The organism is Alteromonas lipotrueae, from assembly GCF_019249215.1.
GTDB classification, from domain to species: Bacteria; Pseudomonadota; Gammaproteobacteria; order Enterobacterales; family Alteromonadaceae; genus Alteromonas; species Alteromonas lipotrueae.
In genome coordinates, this window is the sequence record NZ_JAESDI010000007.1 from 136,207 (window position 1) to 154,235 (window position 18,029).

10 protein-coding genes are annotated in these 18,029 nt (G+C 45.2%); 3 read left to right on the forward strand and 7 right to left on the reverse strand.

Features of this window, described 5'->3' with window-relative positions; genetic code table 11:
• Positions 1–389 precede the first annotated feature (389 nt).
• Both JKP82_RS09845 and JKP82_RS09850 read left to right on the forward strand, forming a co-directional pair.
• Entirely contained in the window at positions 390–3,062 is a 2,673-nt protein-coding gene (locus tag JKP82_RS09845; protein WP_218396831.1) for a glycoside hydrolase family 16 protein, read from the forward strand.
• A 66-nt stretch (positions 3,063–3,128) separates the two neighbouring features.
• Positions 3,129–6,110 carry a TonB-dependent receptor gene (locus tag JKP82_RS09850; protein WP_218396833.1) on the forward strand — a complete coding sequence of 994 codons (2,982 nt, stop codon included), beginning with the start codon at positions 3,129–3,131 and terminating at the stop codon, positions 6,108–6,110.
• 149 nt (positions 6,111–6,259) lie between these two features.
• Here JKP82_RS09850 and JKP82_RS09855 read toward each other — a convergent pair whose 3' ends face one another.
• Positions 6,260–7,579, reverse strand: coding sequence for an alpha/beta hydrolase family protein (locus JKP82_RS09855; RefSeq protein ID WP_218396974.1), 1,320 nt, complete (start codon positions 7,577–7,579; stop codon positions 6,260–6,262).
• A gap of 515 nt (positions 7,580–8,094) precedes the next feature.
• Between JKP82_RS09855 and JKP82_RS09860 the strand changes: the two genes are divergently transcribed.
• Positions 8,095–10,473 carry a TonB-dependent receptor gene (locus JKP82_RS09860; protein ID WP_218396835.1) on the forward strand — a complete coding sequence of 793 codons (2,379 nt, stop codon included), beginning with the start codon at positions 8,095–8,097 and terminating at the stop codon, positions 10,471–10,473.
• Positions 10,474–10,581: 108 nt separating this feature from the next.
• Here JKP82_RS09860 and JKP82_RS09865 read toward each other — a convergent pair whose 3' ends face one another.
• The 6 genes from JKP82_RS09865 to JKP82_RS09890 form a co-directional block, all read right to left on the reverse strand.
• Positions 10,582–12,339: an ATP-binding cassette domain-containing protein gene (locus JKP82_RS09865; protein ID WP_218396837.1), complete on the reverse strand. Its 1,758-nt coding sequence runs from the start codon at positions 12,337–12,339 to the stop codon at positions 10,582–10,584.
• The gene (locus JKP82_RS09870; protein WP_159533830.1) at positions 12,336–13,976 is read right to left on the reverse strand and encodes an ABC transporter ATP-binding protein/permease; all 1,641 of its coding nucleotides are present in this window, start codon (positions 13,974–13,976) and stop codon (positions 12,336–12,338) included. Before JKP82_RS09870 ends, JKP82_RS09865 begins: the two co-directional genes overlap by 4 nt.
• A 133-nt stretch (positions 13,977–14,109) precedes the next feature.
• Positions 14,110–14,223, reverse strand: a complete 114-nt coding sequence (cydX, locus tag JKP82_RS09875) for a cytochrome bd-I oxidase subunit CydX (protein WP_013786436.1) — start codon at positions 14,221–14,223, stop codon at positions 14,110–14,112.
• 10 nt (positions 14,224–14,233) lie between these two features.
• Positions 14,234–15,370, reverse strand: coding sequence for a cytochrome d ubiquinol oxidase subunit II (gene cydB, locus JKP82_RS09880; RefSeq protein WP_159533832.1), 1,137 nt, complete (start codon positions 15,368–15,370; stop codon positions 14,234–14,236).
• Positions 15,367–16,947 carry a cytochrome ubiquinol oxidase subunit I gene (locus JKP82_RS09885; RefSeq protein ID WP_159533834.1) on the reverse strand — a complete coding sequence of 527 codons (1,581 nt, stop codon included), beginning with the start codon at positions 16,945–16,947 and terminating at the stop codon, positions 15,367–15,369. Before JKP82_RS09885 ends, cydB begins: the two co-directional genes overlap by 4 nt.
• A gap of 412 nt (positions 16,948–17,359) precedes the next feature.
• Positions 17,360–17,977, reverse strand: coding sequence for a Tll0287-like domain-containing protein (locus JKP82_RS09890; RefSeq protein WP_159533836.1), 618 nt, complete (start codon positions 17,975–17,977; stop codon positions 17,360–17,362).
• Between the last annotated feature and the right edge of the window lie 52 nt (positions 17,978–18,029).

The following is an 18,029-nucleotide window of genomic DNA, read 5'->3' on the forward strand; positions in this document are numbered from 1 at the left end:
TCTTTACATTTTAATTTGCAAGCGCAACATTCCTGAGAGTTTTGCACTAATAACGCCCCGGCGAATTAATTAACATTTTATTTTTATTCACCAGAATACAAGGTTAAATTTTTGTATTAAATGCAATAACCATGCATTGCGAAAAATAAAATTCTTAAGTTACATAAGGTTAATTACATAACCTGCGTACTTTTACTTGTATCAAGTAAACCAAATGTTAAAAATATCAAAGAGGGTTGTTGATCTTTCAATTAACGTGCATTAACCTTATGTAAGCGCTTTCAAAAAGAAAAATAACAACTTCAAATGGAAGCGCTTACAAAACATAACTCGACGTGGCCAACGCGGCGTTTTAGATAACCATTTACTTAGCATTAGGGCTGAAGATAATGACTAAAAATGTAACTCAACTTTCTCGGATTGCTGCCGCGTTAACGGTCACAGCTTTGGTTGGCTGTGGCGGTGGAGCAACCACTTCTACCGACATAGACGCCGTTGACACTAGCGCCCCTACCACAGGCTGGGAACTAGTGTGGAGCGACGAATTCGAAGACGCGACCATTGACGATAATAACTGGACACACGAAGTTAACTGCGATGGCGGTGGCAATAACGAGGCACAGTGCTATACCGACAGCGACGAAAACGCATTCGTTAGTGATGGCGCATTAAGCATTGTTGCATTACCTGCTGAAGACGGTGCACAAAAGCCTTATACCTCAGCCCGCTTAATTACTCGTTACAAAGCAGACTTTAAATATGGCCGCATTGAAATGCGCGCTAAAATGCCATCGGGTCAAGGCAGTTGGCCTGCATTTTGGATGATGCCTACCGACGAAGTGTATGGTGGCTGGCCGCGTTCCGGTGAAATCGATATTTTTGAAGCAGTTAACCTTAAAGCTGCCGATGCAGATGGCAACCCTGAAGCGCATATCTACGGCACCTTGCATTATGGGCAAGAATGGCCAAACAACGACAGCTCAGGCCAAGCCTATTCATTGCCTGATGGCGCTAACCCAGCAGATGACTTTCATACCTACGCGATAGAATGGCAAGAAGGTGAAATTCGTTGGTATATGGACGACTACTTGTATGCCACTCAGCGTCGTTCTGAAGTACGTTACAACAGCAATGGCGACGCCACAGGCTTGTCACATCGTGGTTGGTACACCGAATACTTCGAGCAAGGTACTGGAGAACTAGTTACCCATTGGGATAACGCGCCATACGATCAAGAATTCTATCTTATTTTGAACCTAGCAGTAGGTGGAGAATGGCCTGAAGCGGTAAACGAAACGGGTATTGATGCCAGTGCGTTTGAAAATGGCCAGCGCTTTGAGATCGACTATGTTCGGGTTTACGAATGTGCCTCAAACCCAGATACGGGTGCAGGATGTGAAACCGTTCGTCCAGGCTACGACTCACTAGACGATGCGCTAGTGGAAGGCGCCGCCCCTATTCCTTCTCCACCTTCAACAGGCATTGCAGAAAACCTCACTATTTTTGAAGGTACCACCAACCCTAATTGGCCAGCATGGGATTGCTGCGGAGGTTCAACACCTGCGTTAGTAGAAGATAGTGCTGAAGGTCAGGTATATGAATTCAGCATTGGTGCAGAACCTACTGTCATGGGCTTTATTAGCCGCGAGCTATTTATTACCGACCCAGCAGGTCAAGCATCACCCTTCGATGCCTCGCCTATGGAAGAAAACGGTAGCGTAAAATTCGACCTGAAGGTGATGTCTGCCCCTAACGACACGACTGCTACTTGGTTGTTTAAGATTGAAAGTGGTGAAGGTACTACCGCCGTCGAGCTACCTTTAATGACTGGCTATGTCGGTCCTGCTGATACCGGTGGCGATACACCTGAGCAAGGCGTATGGGAGTCTTATGAATTTCCATTAAGCGCTTTAGCTGATGCCGGTTTAGACACCAGCGCTATTGATGTCATCATGATATTCCCAGCATGGGGTGCCGGTGAAGGTGCGGTATACCGTGTAAACAATGTTGAAATTTCGCAAGAGTCTGCGTATCCGGAATTAGTGATATTTGAAGATGAAATGAACCCTGACTGGCCGATGTGGGATTGCTGTGGTGGCTCAACCCCTACAGAAGAAATCGACAATGAAGAACATGGTTTAACGGCCGAGTTTCGTATTGGCGCAGAGCCTACTGTTATGGGCTTTATCACCCGTTCAGCGTCAGGCGGTGGCGACACGCCGTTTGATGCTTCTGCCTTAGCCGATGGCGGTTTACTGCAATTTGATATGCGCGTTGTCAACATGCCAAACGATGCGAGTGCCGGCTGGTTATTTAAAGTTGAATCTAGCGACGGTGCCACTGCGGTTGAGTTACCCATCTCTGATAGCGTTGAAGGACAAGCGCCAACTGCCGGTGAGTGGCAAACTTATACCTTTCCTATTGCTGACCTACAAGCGGCAGGCCTAGACCTAAGTGCCATAGATGTGATTATGGTATTTCCAGCCTGGGGCGCAGGTGAAGGCGCGGTATATCGCTTAGATAACGTGAAATTTTACCACCCAGATGGTGACACACCTGCTGCAACCGAATTAACTATATTCGCTGATACAGCGGCTGACCAATGGTCAATTTGGGATTGCTGTGGCGGTTCTACACCCACAGAAGAAGTGGATGATACCGACCACGGTACAGTAGCTGAATTCCGCATTGGTGCGACACCTACCGTAATGGGCTTTCTTGCCGACGACGATGTTTATTTTGATGCCTCTACATTGCTTTCAACAGGCGTAGTCCGCTTCGAAATGAAGGTAAGCTCGGCGCCTAACGATGCATCAGCACCTTGGCTATTTAAGATTGAATCAGGCGATACCTCCACCGCGGTTGAGCTTGCTATTTCAGAGAGTCTAGAAGGCGCAGATCCAATTACTGGCGAATGGCAAACCTACACCTTCCCACTTCAAACCTTGTACGACGCTGGGTTAGACATCAGCGCTATCGATGTTGTGATGGTGTTCCCAGCGTGGGGCGCCGGTGAAGGTGCGGTATATCGTATAGATAATGCTGAAATTGCAGCGCAATAACAAAGCTTCTGCCGCTTGCACACTCAAGCGGCAGCAATAAATTGATAAAGATTTAGTAGGTCAATTATGAAAAATACAACATTTAAAAAGACCCAGCTCGCCACATCAATGGCTTTGTTGTTGGGTTCAACTTTGGCATTTTCTACTTCTGCGCAAGAAGTAGAAAGACCAGAAACGCAAACGTCAGAAGCTGCGGCCTCTGACAATAGCGTACCAAGTGAAGTTGAAGTTATTCAGGTTAGCGGTATTCGCGGCAGTATGATTCGTTCAATGGACGTAAAACGCAGCTCAAGCGGCGTTGTAGATGCCATTTCGGCAGAAGAGTTAGGTAAGTTTCCGGATACTAACCTTGCGGAATCGTTACAGCGCATTACCGGTGTGACTATCAGCCGTTCTAACGGTGAAGGTAGCCAAATTACCGTTCGTGGTTTTGGCCCAGAATTTAACTTGGTGACGCTTAACGGTCGTCAAATGCCAGGTACCGGCTTCACCCGTTCATTTAACTTAGAGAACTTGTCATCTGAAGGGGTGAGTACTCTTGAGCTACACAAGACAGCCCGTGCTGAAAACCCAAGTGGTGGGTTAGGTGCTACGGTAAATATCATTACCATGAAGCCTCTTTCTCGCCCTGGTCAACAAGCCTCGTTTTCGGCGAAGGGCATTTACGATACCTCGAATGTTGAAGGCGATGATGTAACACCAGAAATTGCTGGGGTTTACAGCAACACCTTCGCTGACGATATGTTTGGTTTTGGGGTGTCTTTTTCTCATCAAGAGCGTGATTTCCAACAACAGGCTGCCAGTGTTCAAGGCTGGGTGTTGCAAGAAAACGCAGATTTACCAGATTTAGATGCTGCTAACGTTATCGATAATCGCACCAATATCACTGACGCTGCATTTTTCCCAAAAGATATGAATTACAGCATTAATGATGTACAGCGCGAACGTTCAAATGGTCAGGTTACCTTTCAATTTCGCCCCGTAGATAATTTTACTGCCACTGTTGATTATACCGCTACCCGCGCCACGACTGGAACAAATACGGTTGGCTGGGGCATATGGAATAACTTTGGCTCTAACATAAATGCCTACGAACTCGATGCCAATGGTACCGCTGTTTATGCTGATATCAGTGGTGACGATGGCTCATATACTGCCAGCCGGGATACAACGCGGGTTGATGCTCGTTCGTTTGGCGTGAATTTAGATTGGGAAATGAATGACGACTGGTTTTTCACTCTTGATTACCATGATTCGTACAATGAAACAGACAATGGCTACGATGAAGGGTTAGGTAGTGCAGGCCAAGTTATTTTGGGTTCTAATCAGCTTAGCTCTAAAGTATATGACTACCGAGAAGGCGAAATTCCACAGGTCTATATTAACTGGAACAATGGCACCAATGAAATTAACCCGGGTGAAATTGACTCCAACTTTAGCCAGTTTATTTATTCCCCAGGCCGCTCTGACATTGAGCAGCTTCAAATAGATGGAACCTGGTTCAACTCAGCCTTTGATATTCCACTAGTAAAAATCGATTTTGGTATTGCCCGTACTGAGCAAGCCCTATCAGGATTTACCGCGTGGAGTGGCTTACGTGGTGGACCGGGCTTTAGCCCTTCTTTCACTGAAATTTTTCCTGATGATATGTTCGTGAGAAACGACACCAGTGGCTTCCTAGACGCATTCTCTGGTGGCGGCGCTAGCATGAATCCTGGGTACTATTACACGTTTGACTTTGACGAAGCCATTGCTCGTCAGCTAGCTTACCTTACCGCTGACGTGGTAGGTGAAAGTAACGCTTACTCCATTGACCCTTATTTTAGTGGCGCCCCGTCAGTGAGTAATGTTGAAGAGACCACCGACTCTATTTATGTACAATCAGAGTGGGAATTCGAAGTCAGCGATTATTATGTTCAAGTGAACGCAGGCCTGCGCTATGAAGAAACAGAAGTACCAAGTGCAGCCGAAGTTCGCGTACCAACACAGGTCAATTGGGTAGCGGCATCAGAGTGGATAACACAATTTGAGGCTGACTTACAACTTCAAGACTTTACGGGTAAGTACGATATCTTACTGCCTATGCTAGATGTCAAAGTCGATGTCACCGACGATGTTGTTGCTCGTTTCTCTTGGGGCAAATCGATTACTCGTGCGCCTATCGGTGAACTACAAGGCGGCCGAGCTTTCAGTGGAAGCCCTAAAATTGGTTCTCGAACGGTTTCCGAAGGAAACACAAGTTTGCTGCCATATGAATCGACGAATATTGACCTTTCTTTTGAGTGGTATTACGACGAAGCGAGTTACGCCTCTGTCGGTTTATTCAAAAAGTCTGTTAAAAACTACATTGCTTACTCAGCACAAGAAGAAACCTTTGAAGGCTTAAACGACATTTACCAAGGCCCACGCTGGAACGAAGCTGTGTCTGCGTTAGAAGCAGCAGGCGTGCAAGCAACTGATAGCGCCATCTACGGATACTTTGTAGATAACGGTTATGCGGATGCTGATGGCGTAGTAACCCCTAACGCTGATGACCCTTTAATTACCTGGCGGGTAACCAAACCTCGTAACCTAAGCGATACCCGCTCGGTTGAGGGTGTCGAATTAGCCGTTCAACATACCTTCGGTGATACTGGGTTTGGCGTAGGTGCAAATGCGACTTTCGTTGACGGCGATGTTAAGTATGACCCTTACGATTTAAGCGCTGAGCAAAACCCACTTGCGGGTATTAGTGACTCAGCTAACTTCCAAGTGTTTTACGAAAAAGATGGCTTATCTGTGAAAGTGACTTACGCATGGCGTTCGGACTACCTCGTCGGTATGGGTCAAGATCAAGGGTCTGCTGATAATCCAGCGACACAGTTCGATACATACGGGCAGGTTGATGCCAGCGTGAACTACGATGTAAATGAAAACCTAACCGTGTTCCTTGAGGGTGTGAATATCAACGATGAAACTGAGCAAGGTTACGGGCGTTTTGAAGAGCAGTTCTTATTTGCTCGTCAATACGGGCCTCGCTACACCTTTGGTGCACGTTACTCATTCTAACATTGCAGGTTTAAAGCAGTATTTGGAAGCTATAATTAAAAGCACTAGCTAGAAAAACAAAGCGGCGTTGAGTCAACCTCTACGCCGCTTTTTTATAGTTAATTTTTCACATTCGCTACTTCAAAGCGCCGTATAAAACTTCGAAAGTACTATTGCCATGCTGGCAGTTGCTCTAATCTTAAGCCTTTTGCGGTGCGATGAGGGAAACCTTCCCAATAAGTATGCTCTGCCTTCGGATTGCCATCTTCATCAATAGCCCACACGCCGTCATTTGATACCGGTAATACGTCTAAATAAGCTTGCATGCGGCTTTCATTTTTAAGGTATTTACCTAACCACGCGGTAACAAAATGCTGTGCAATGTTGTTCATGCGTGCGTTATCCCATACCGCGTCGATATAATGTGAACTTACATCGAAACCTAATGCTTCATCAAATACGAAAGACTCTTCAGGGGCTGGCATTACTGCTCCCGCATTATGATTGGCGTTATCGTAGGTTAACAAAGTGCGGTCTACGTTTTTTGCCCCTTCCCAAATGGCTCGCACGCCGTTTTCATACCCTGACACATCATCTTGAGAACCTGCCACCAGCATCATAGGAATAGCCACACTGTCTAAATTAAACATACGGTAATTCATACCCCAAGGTGCAAAGCCAATAATCGTTTTTACACGACAATCAACCTTTTCCCTAACACCGGTTTGATGACGAGCCAAGGTACCAAAGGGCGCACTCAGTTTACTATTTACCGCTTGCTCAGTAATGCCAGCCCCCGCATTTATTACTGCGCCGTATCCACCCATAGAGTAACCAATAATACCTGTGTGACTGGCATCGGCTAATTGGTATAAAAATGAACCTTCATCTTTCGACATGGTTTCAATTTGCGATAGCACGAATAACTGATCGACAGAGCGATTTACTAACGTAGACGCAAAGGCAGCCTGAGTGCGATAGGTAGAGTCGGTGTGGTCAATCGATACGACTACATAACCTTTAGAGGCAATATTTTCCGCTAAATGTGACAATAAAAAACGGTTTCCAGGGTATCCATGCGACACCAAAACCAGTGGAAAAGCTTCTTTCGTTTCTAAAGGCGCAGCATCTCTTACTGCTTTACCATGAAGTTCAACCTGCTGTTTGCCATCGCGAATATAAGCATTCAAAACGGTATCGCCAGTACTGCCTGTCTGTGCTGGATACCAAACCTCTAGGGTTAAGGGGCGGTCATAAGTAGGAAAGGTGTCGGGTTCAGGCTGGGTTGCATCAAGAGCAAGAATATCAATCTGCTTAGGGTTAACCACCTCTAGCTTCCGCACACCAACAGTAAACTCTCCGTAGGCCGCAAGCGCTGGGGCGTCAGAGCGTTGGGTATCAATTCTATTTTCTGCGTACCCGCTTGTAGCACTGCCTATGAACAACATAGTCCATAGACCTTTAAACAACATACTTTTACTCACACCCATACCTAACTTCCTTCCATCCATTTCGATATTTCTAGTTAAATCAATAATTATGCTCACATAACTGTGACACTTTAGGGATAGCATTAAAAGCCATTAACCGAATTACCTGTTAATTTTAGACTTGCCTACTTTCGCGACTCACCAGCCCCTAAACTTAACGGTCTAATGCAAGACAAACCAGCACCCTTATTGTTATAAACTTGTATCAATAAAATATATAGCGACTATTAATGAGTTGGGAAAACTCAGCAAGAAACAAAATAAAACCAATTAAAACATAATCTTAACCTCAAACCATTTACTTACATAACAATTCAAAGACCCCTAAAACTTAATTAACAAAAAGATTGCAATTGATTTACTTTTTGGTTAAATTTTGACTATCTTCTGTCTTATATAAGACAAATGAGCAATACCTAGTTTATATAAAATTAATAAGACCTAAGAAAAGACCGTCGGACACACGGCAGATAAAACTGGATAAAACCCATAAAAGAGAATTCGTGGAGAACACCATGTTACTAAGACCTAGCACACTACATTCAAGTATTACTCGGGCATTAGCCATTGGTACTTGTATGACTATTGGCTTTGCAGCCAGCGCGCAAGAAGCAGAAACTGCCGAGCCAAAGGGCTTGGAAAAAATAACAGTTACATCACAAAAACGAGTGGAAAGCCTAAATGAAGTGCCTGTTGCGGTTTCGGTTTTACGCGAAGATCAAATTAACGCTGCATTTTCTAACAACATTGAAGGTCTACAAGCATTAGTCCCATCGGTCAGTTTCCGTAAAGGCAATACAACACGAAACTCCGCCATTACCGTTCGTGGTATTGGAACTATTTCATTTAGTGTGGCTGCTGAGCCGAGTGTCTCTACCGTAGTAGACGGCGTTGTGTTAGGCCGTGCCGGTCAAGCGTTTGTTGACTTATATGACCTTGAGCGCATTGAAGTTTTACGTGGCCCACAGGGTACATTATTCGGTAAGAATGCATCGGCGGGTGTGGTAAATATCACGACCAAGCGCCCTACTGATGAGTTTGAAGGGACAGCCGAAATAAGCCTGTTTCAAGACAATGAATACCGCTTAAAAACGAGTGTATCAGGTGCATTAAACGATAATGTTCGTGGTAGCTTAACCGTACTTAAATCCCAGTTTGATGGCTATATCAAGAACGTTTATAACAACGAAATGACTAACGGCTACGACAAAGAAGGCGTTCGCGCCATGCTTGATATGGAAGCGGGTAACGACACCGACATTCTGTTTATCTTTGAAAACGTGAAATCTGATGATAGCTGCTGTGCCGATTTAGAACTTTCACCAAGTGGCCGTCACCCTGATTCTGAAGCACTACCAAACAGTACTGGTGATAGCGACTTAGATTTAGAACAGCGCCTTATAGACCATGACTTTGAAACTCGTACGTTAGATGAAACCACGGGTTTCTCTATGCAGGTTGATACCATGTTTGGCGATCACCAATTCACTTCAATCACTGCTTACCGTGATTGGGATAATACTGAATTCCGTGAAGGTGACTTCACCTCAACAGCGGGCACACGTCCGTTCCCAGTGTTTGGCGAACCGTTCCAGTTACACGATATTGGCGCACAAAACTGGAAGCAAACGTCACAAGAATTCCGTATTGCATCGCCTGTGGGTGAGGCATTCGATTATCAAGTGGGCGCGTTCTGGTGGACACAAAAATCTGAGCGTAATTTTACCCGTGATGCTAGTTGTCAAAATAACGATTTACAATTCCCTAAGGCTATCAGCGCTTACTTAACTGACACATTAGGTATAGCTGACCCAACTGACGATCAAGTTAACCAGTTTATTGCTGATGAAGGTCTTAGCTGTAATTCAAACGATATTGTAAGCGCAACGGCTTACATGGAAACCCAGTTTGATAACTGGGCATTATTTGCTGATGGTAAATACCATATTAATGACGATTTACGCCTGCTATTTGGAATTCGTTATACCGATGACGAAGTAAGCTACTCGCACAACCGTAGCAGTAATGATCAATACAGTCGTACTGGTGTAGGTGTACGGAGCTTCGATACTGACTACAGCGGCAAGACTGACGAAACTAATGTATCAGGCAAGTTGGGTGTGCAGTATGACTTAACTGATAACAGCATGACGTATTTCACCTTCTCACAAGGCTATAAAGGCCCTGCGTTTAACGTGTTCTACAACATGTCAGACTCAGATACCTTGCCTATTGGTGAAGAAACTTCGGATGCTTACGAGCTAGGTTATAAGTACGCCAGCCGTGACATTATCTTCAATGCCGCTATCTTTAGAACAGATATCGACGGTTTCCAAGCGAATAACTCAGAGTTACTTGATTCAGTTACTATCACTCGCTTAACCAATGCAGGGTCGGTCACCACACAAGGTTTCGAGTTTGATTTCATGTGGCAAGCAACAGACAACCTATCGTTGACTGGTGGTTTATCGAAAGTAGATGCAGAAGTCGATGAGTTCCTTTGCCCAGTTAGTGACCCAACCTGTACCGGCAGTTCTGGTGCAGACTTACCTTTCTCTCCAGACCTTAAATACTCAGTAACCGGTGAGTACATTTGGGAGATGGACAACATGGACATTATCTTAAACGGTTCTTACGTTTACACTGACGAAATGTTCGTTGGTGCACCAGGTGCGTTTGCAGAGGAAAACGATCCTGCTGTGTTACCAGACTATGCCATTGTGAATGCAAGCTTGGCGTTCTCGTTCCAAGATGATGACTACCGCATCAGCCTTATTGGTAAGAACTTGACTGACGAAAGCTATGTAACGACCTACAGCGGTGATAACTTCCGTTATCAAATCCCGCGTGATGCAGACCGTTACTTTGGCGTGCAACTTCGCGCTAGATTCTAAAGACAATTTAAACATGTGTGTTTAAGGCGCCGTTAAGGCGCCTTTTTTTGTTCGCTTTTTGGCTTAACAAATAATAGCCCGCATACGTATCAAGCCTCGCCGTGTAGTTTATCGCGGCTTAAAACCAAGTACCGTGTTGCGTTCATGGCGTTGCAGTTCTGCTAGCGCTTGTTGCTGTTGCTCATTAGGCGTTAGCGTTGAGTAGACCGATGAAGTTATAGGTAATTCATCATCGCCATACGTGTATTGATGACTGTGATTTTGACGAGAATGATGGGATTTGCTTTGGTCACCTTTTTCATCCAGAGTAAACGCTGCATTAGGCTGCAGGGCCACCGGAACAACATGAGTAGCAACGATAACTAATCCCGAAAGTGCACTCTCATTAATGACCTCAGCGACTCGCTGCTGTGCTTCGCTATCTAGCCCTTCAAAGGGCTCATCGATTAACAGCACATCAGGTTTTGCTAATAAGGCTCTGGCCAATGCTAAGCGTTTACTTTCACCGCCTGATAAAGCCCTTCCTCCTTTACCAACCCATTCAGTTAACGCAGAAAGGTGCTGTAAACCAACACGCGCTAAAACTTCGTGCATGGACTCTTCACTGATCCCAGTGGCAGCAGGATCTAAGTTCAGTTTAATGGTACCTGCCAAAATAATGGGTTGCTGTTCAACGTAAATCCATTTTTCTAACATGCCTTGCACAGTGGCAACATTGTCTATTGAGCGGCGCCCTTCAAAAGGAATTAGCCCACATATGGCTTGTAGAATGCTCGACTTACCGCACCCTGAATACCCCTTGAGCACGCTAAGCCCTGTAGCCTCAAACTGCATATTGACCGTAGGTAGGTTTCTGTCTTGTGCGATAAAATCTTTTAATGAAAGTGATACCCTAGGTTTATGCGCATTTAGTAAAGGTAAAGACTGAGTGTGCATTGCTTGTAGCTCTGCTTTGCTATGTTGCCACTTTGCGAACTTAACCACACTACTAAAAGTGGCGTTTGCCCAGTCTGGCGCTGCTAACAGAACCATAGGCGTGATTAATGCGAGCGGAACGAAATAAGCCGCTGAGTTAGCACTAACAACAACCAGAACAACCAAACTGAATACGCCACCTTGAAAAAGCCACATGGCTCTGGACACTAGCGCCTGCTCTTTTAATTGCGCATCTTGTGCCTGTTGGGTACTGGGGGCATTAAACAAGCCTTTCGAAGTTTTCGATTTAAGGTGCCACAAACTACTTGCTTGAAAAAACGTTGCGCTTTGGTGCCGAAACTCAAGCTCTTCCTGCGCCGTTTTAGCCACGGTTTTAAGCCCGCAAAGCGTGGTGATAACACTCATCACCAACCACAGCATGGCTAGGGCTATGAAAAAACCATAACCCGGCACATTCATGAGATACCCAGTGAACAATAACCCTGTCATTAGCAGCGCAACCGAGGCTAGTGGCGAAACCCACGCAATAAAGGCTGATGCAAGTTGCTCCGTATGGTTCGCGAGAGCTTCAACTGTCCATGCTTTGCTTTCAAGACGCTTTGACGCTAATTGTTCAAACACGGCTAAGCGCGCTTTGGCAATGCGCGTTAATAAATCGTTGTGACCAAGCCACATGGTGGTGTAACCACTAGCAATTCGAAGTAGCGCAAGCCCCCTTATGACCACCGCTGGAATAACATAGTTAAACCCTAAAGGTGCTATCGCGCTAATGGCAATAAACCAAGATGATATGATAAGAATACTTAAGCCCGCGATACCATGAAGCAAGGCCAAACCCAGAGCACCATACGCAGCCATTGACGTCTGCCCGGTTAGTGACGAAGGCGCTTTTGATGAATCAGGTGCTGCTTTTGAAGGTAAGTATTTCATTTCACCGTTACCTCCCCGTTTGCAATATGCCAATGCGCGTCAAACCAATGCGCGGGCAATAACTTATGCGATGCCCAAATCACAGTCTTGCCTTGAGTGACACGGGAAATAAGCTGCGAAAGACGATGGTGCTGTTCATCGGGAATATGCGCGGTGGGTTCATCTAATAACCAGATATCTGGATCTCTTAATAGACCACGAGCCAACGCAAGCCGTTGCGCTTCACCACCGGAAAGGTTGGGGTACTCAGTCATCAAAGTATCGAGGCCATCAGGCAGCGACGAAAGCCAATCAGCGAGCTCAACTGAATTTAGCACCTCGCACAACGCACTATCGCTATAGTGGGCATCAAGTATGAGGTTCTCTCTCACGCTGCCAGGTAAAACAACGGGAGTTTGACTCACCCAGACACAATGTCCGTCAAAGCCGTGAGAGGCTTTGCGATGGCCAGCTAACGCCTCTAGCAATACCGTTTTACCACTTCCAGAAACGCCATTTAGGCGAATATGTTCTCCTAAAGCAACCTTAAGGTGCTCGGCTTTAAGTAAATTGGATACACGGAAATTTTGAGCATCAAACCCAGAAAATGGTTTGTTCTTCATTTCGCCTTTGCTCACTTCCCCTTTCTTCACAGACACATTGTCGTTCAACGTATCAAACAACGAAAACAAACACTCGCTGGCCGCTTCAGCTTCAGCTTTTTGGTGATAAACCTGCCCCAGTTTTTTCATTTCACTTAAAATTAGCGGCACCGTTAGTAACACCCAAAGCCCTTGCTGTAAGGAAATTTCAGGCCCCAAGTTAAGCTCGCCGAGCAGTGAAAAACCTATAAAGACAGCAACTAAGGCTACCGATAAAGTGGCAAAAAAATCTAATACTGACGATGATAAGAACGCGACGCCTACCACCCGCATGGTGCGTTTATTGAGTTGTTCGCTGGCGTTATTAAGCAAACGCATCTGCGTATTGTGAGCCCGATAACTCGCCATTAAAGGCAGTGCATTAAGTCTATCGGTAAAAAGCCCACCTAGCCGTTCAAGCGCCACGAAATGCTTGCGATGTAAGCTGGCGGCTCCTTTACCAACAATAACCATAAATAAAGGAACAATAGGAAGGGCTATAGCTAACCCCATTCCTATTACGGGGTTAACGTAAAAAATAATGACTAGCGCCATCAATGGGACAAGTACTGCAACATATTGCTGTACGCGGTAATCGAAAGCCCAATTGGCAATAGAGCGAATATGCTTCACCCAAAGTGATTGCCAATAAAAAAGTGAATGTTGACGAATGAGGGCGTGCTGTTGCTCGGCGAAAATAAGTTGTAACTTTTGCTCCATAGCCTGCATCAACTGACTCTTACATGACAGCGTAAGCGTGTTTACCAACCCTTGAGCTATCCAGCTAATAAACAACGCGACAGATAAACCTACAATATGAAATTGGCTTGCTTTATGGGTATCTACTATCCAGTCATGCATAGCATGAGCGAAAAAATAAAAAGCGATAATCAGTGAAAAAAGAGACAGACACTTCACCAAAGTGATGATCAAAACCCGCCTGCGCGCGCCAAGCTTGTGCGTGTTGTCGAGTTGATTAAACTTAGCTTGAAATGTCTGCCTGTCTAACTTTTTCATTGACTTTATCGCACTGCCTATCTTTTAAAATAGCTGGTTAAAATAACGGTTAAACTAAAGACAACGAGCGTTGAATACACCAGCTCGTTGCCTTTTACGTTTTATATTACGCCGTGAACATTAAATAAATCAGCTATTCGGCGTCTTCAGGGCGGTCCATATCTTCGGTAGACTCTAGCCACATGGCATTTAAAATACCGAATGAACACGCTAGCAGTACGCCGAGGATCCAAGTGAAATACCACATATGCTACTCCTTAATAAATAGTGTGAGATTGATCTAAGTCGCTATTTTTGACTCGCCCACGCATTACATAGTAGCCATAGGCGGTATAGCACAAGATGATAGGCACAAAGATACAAGCCACAATAAACATGATATTTAGGGTTAAGTGACTAGAGGTGGCATCCCATACCGTAAGGCTAGCTTCCGGCATAGTGATACTGGGCATCAAGAACGGGAACATTGAGAAGCCCGCAGTTAATATAACGCCAGTAATCAGCAGTGCACTTGAAACAAATGCCATCCCTGCGTTTCCTTTGCGAGAAAACATGGCACATGCGAGCCCTGCTGCCACACCTAAAACAGGCGCAATAATCATCCATGGATATCGTGAGTAGTTCGTCATCCATGCGCCCGCTTCAATAGCGACTTCTTTTTTCATTGGATTCGAGGTGGCTAAGGCATCTACGGTAGAGGTAATAACAAAACCATCTAACCCAAATGCTACCCACGCACCGGCAATCAGGAATAAGACTACTGCCACTAGGCTCAGTATAAACGACGTTACACGTGCTCTAGATTCAATGAAACCATCCGTTTTCATTTGTAACCATGCTGCGCCGTGATTAAGTAAAATAGCCACTGACAACAACCCAGACAACAAAGCGAATGGGGTAAGCAACCCAAAGAAAGAGCCGGTGTACGTTGATTTAAGCGTGTTGTCGAATTCAAACGGCACACCTAATAACAAGTTACCAAATGCCACGCCAAAAATAAGCGCAGGGATGAAACCGCCAGCAAATAACGCCCAATCCCATGCTTTTCGCCACTGAGCATTTGGCAATTTACTGCGATAATCAAATCCAATTGGGCGCATCCAAAGCGCAATAAGCGTTAGTGCTAGGGCTAAGTAAAAGCCAGAAAAAGCAGTAGCATAAATCATCGGCCATGCTGCAAAAATGGCACCACCAGCCGTAATGAACCACACTTGGTTTCCATCCCAATGCGGCCCAATGGTATTAATCATTACGCGACGTTCTTTGTCTGTTTTACCAATAATGGTCAGCAATGAACCTACACCTAAATCGAACCCATCGGTTACTGCGAAACCAATCAACAACACACCAATAAGGCACCACCAGGCTACGCGAAGAAATTCATAATCAATCATGCGTTTGCTCCTTTTGCATCAAAGTCGATTAAATCGTCATCTTCATCACTATGGTTATCTTCAGGGGGCACTGGCCCTTTTTTGGCAAATTTCTTCATTAAGTAGAAGGCAACAATGAACATCACAGTGTAAAACGCTGAGTAAGCGACTAACGTAGTGACAATGTCAGAGATAGACAAATTAGACGTTGACGCATGCACCGGTAAAATCTCTGCAATAGACCAAGGCTGGCGACCAAACTCAGCCACAAACCAACCGGCTTCACACGCCACCCAAGGAAGCGGCAAGCTATACAATGAAGCTTTTAATAACCAGCGAGGCTGCGTAATTTTATGTTGGGTGCTGTAGTAGAAGGCAGCTAAGAACACAGCTAACATAATAAAGCCTGATGCCACCATTAAGCGGAAACTCCAAAATAAGGGGGCAACTTGAGGAATACTGTAATCCACTGCTTTTTGTAAGGCTGCTTCAGAAGGCTGTGTTACATCATCCGTAAATGGCTCTAACAACATGGCGTAACCCATATTATCTTTGTGTGCCTCAAACAGCGCGAGTTCTTCTGCTGAAGCCGTTCCATCTCGAACACTATCGAGCAAACCGTACGCTTTAATACCATCAAGAATACGTAAGCGGTTTTCTGCTTTAATGTCTTTTAAGCCTTTAACTTCCTCAGTAAGTGAACGAGTAGCAATAATGCCCATCGCCCAAGGAATTTGAAGTGCGTATTCGGTTTCTTCTTTGTCATCATTAGGAATACCAAATACAGTAAAAGGCGCAGGTGCTGGATGGGTCTCATATTCCGCTTCAACCGCTGCCAATTTTACTTTTTGCACTTCTCCTAATTCGTAGCCACTTTCGTCACCAAGCACAATAACTGACAAGGTAGCCGCTAAGCCAAAACTCGCAGCAATGGCAAAGGAACGTCGAGCGAAGGCAATATGCTTATGGTTTAGTAAGTAGTAACTCGAAATAGCCAATACAAACATGGCCCCCGTTACGTAACCAGCTGAAACAGTATGCACAAACTTAACTTGTGCTACCGGGTTAAAGATAACCTCAGCAAAGCTTGTCATTTCCATGCGCATGGCTTCAAAATTGAATTCAGCCCCTATAGGGTATTGCATCCAGCCGTTGGCAATGAGGATCCATAGTGCTGAGAAGTTAGAGCCAATAGCCACTAACCAAGTGGTCATTAAATGCCTTCCCTTTGACATTTTATCCCAGCCGAAGAAGAACAGCCCAACAAAAGTAGATTCTAGGAAGAACGCCATCAGACCTTCAATAGCCAGCGGTGCCCCAAAAATATCCCCAACATAGTGAGAATAGTATGACCAATTCATTCCGAATTGGAACTCCATAGTGAGCCCGGTAGCCACACCAATGGCGAAGTTAATACCAAACAACTTGCCCCAAAACTGAGTCATTTGTTTGTAAATTTCTTTGCCTGTCATTACATAAACGGATTCCATAATGGCAAGCATGAAACTCAACCCTAAGGTTAAGGGCACAAATATAAAGTGGAACATCGCAGTTAGCGCAAATTGCCACCGCGATAGCTCGACTAACGTATCGCTCATGGGTTTTCTCCCTAGTTAAAAAACAGTACGGCAAGCCGCTAAAATTCTTTTAAATCAATAACCTTAAAAATAAGGCCGCACCGTAAGACTTGTACTTCTGAAGGAGGTTTAGCAAGCTTTGCGCCAGCTATGGCACGATTGCCCATCACCACCTGTATTCCCTACCATGCGGCGCAATTATTCCATCAAGTTGGATTTACCGCCTTGATCCACCTCAAACAAGATGAGAGGAGAATGCGCCAAAAATGTCAATCAGTGCCATTTTTGACACAAAAAAGTGATATGAGCAGTAGCGGAAAGGTTTGAGAGTGGGGCGTTTACAGGAAAGGTGGGGAATGCAGGAAAAAATGCATAGCGTGCCGTTAACGGATGCCGGTAAAGACACGTTGCATTTCCTTGAAAAAAGAAAAGGCTATTCGGGTGAATAGGTAAGTGTAAAAGCACCTCTTAAACTTCCTGGCGCAAAGCCCGTTGCGGTGTCTTCAGGGTATTTTTCCCTAATAATACCTAACACCGCAGGATCCACGTTATTGCCATGACAAGCCGTACACACTTGCCCCGTAACAATCGCTGACATATAGCGTAATTCACCGGTTTCCTCATTCCAACGTGATGCCTCTAACGGCATAGGCAATTGCTTAGATAAGGCATCTGCAAACTCGTGCAATTGGGTTTCTTCCCATCCATCTGGTTGGTTGTCTTGATTACGCACCCGCAGCGCGGTGCGCCCCACGGTCCAACCATCCTTCTTGAGTGCTTGCGCGATAGGCCCAGCGGCCACATAACATGCTTCTACACCTTCTTCTAAACCGCCCTTAGCTATCGCTTGTTGCAGCCGTGCTTTTAAAGCACCACCCAATGCTTTAGCATTGGTACGTGCTTGATTTAACTTGCCTTCGGGTCCTGCTAGTATGACGGCTTCCGTTTCCTGTTGTGTCGCTAAGCTGTCTTGCGGCTGCAGAGTTTTGGCCGACAGCCCAGTTGACAAAAGTAATCCACCTATTACACCAACCGTTAATGTCATTTTCATTTTTTTTCCTCGTACCGGAGAGTTACCCACCTACATATGTTGGGTTTGAAGT

Bases quoted from the DNA above. Each gene is read 5' to 3' on its own strand.
- JKP82_RS09870 (WP_159533830.1), bottom strand. From the start codon at position 13,976: ATGAAAAAGTTAGACAGGCAGACATTTCAAGCTAAGTTTAATCAACTC.
- JKP82_RS09855 (WP_218396974.1), bottom strand. From the start codon at position 7,579: ATGGGTGTGAGTAAAAGTATGTTGTTTAAAGGTCTATGGACTATGTTG.
- JKP82_RS09850 (WP_218396833.1), top strand. From the start codon at position 3,129: ATGAAAAATACAACATTTAAAAAGACCCAGCTCGCCACATCAATGGCT.
- cydX (WP_013786436.1), bottom strand. From the start codon at position 14,223: ATGTGGTATTTCACTTGGATCCTCGGCGTACTGCTAGCGTGTTCATTC.
- JKP82_RS09890 (WP_159533836.1), bottom strand. From the start codon at position 17,977: ATGAAAATGACATTAACGGTTGGTGTAATAGGTGGATTACTTTTGTCA.
- JKP82_RS09885 (WP_159533834.1), bottom strand. From the start codon at position 16,947: ATGAGCGATACGTTAGTCGAGCTATCGCGGTGGCAATTTGCGCTAACT.
- JKP82_RS09845 (WP_218396831.1), top strand. From the start codon at position 390: ATGACTAAAAATGTAACTCAACTTTCTCGGATTGCTGCCGCGTTAACG.
- JKP82_RS09865 (WP_218396837.1), bottom strand. From the start codon at position 12,339: ATGAAATACTTACCTTCAAAAGCAGCACCTGATTCATCAAAAGCGCCT.
- cydB (WP_159533832.1), bottom strand. From the start codon at position 15,370: ATGATTGATTATGAATTTCTTCGCGTAGCCTGGTGGTGCCTTATTGGT.
- JKP82_RS09860 (WP_218396835.1), top strand. From the start codon at position 8,095: ATGTTACTAAGACCTAGCACACTACATTCAAGTATTACTCGGGCATTA.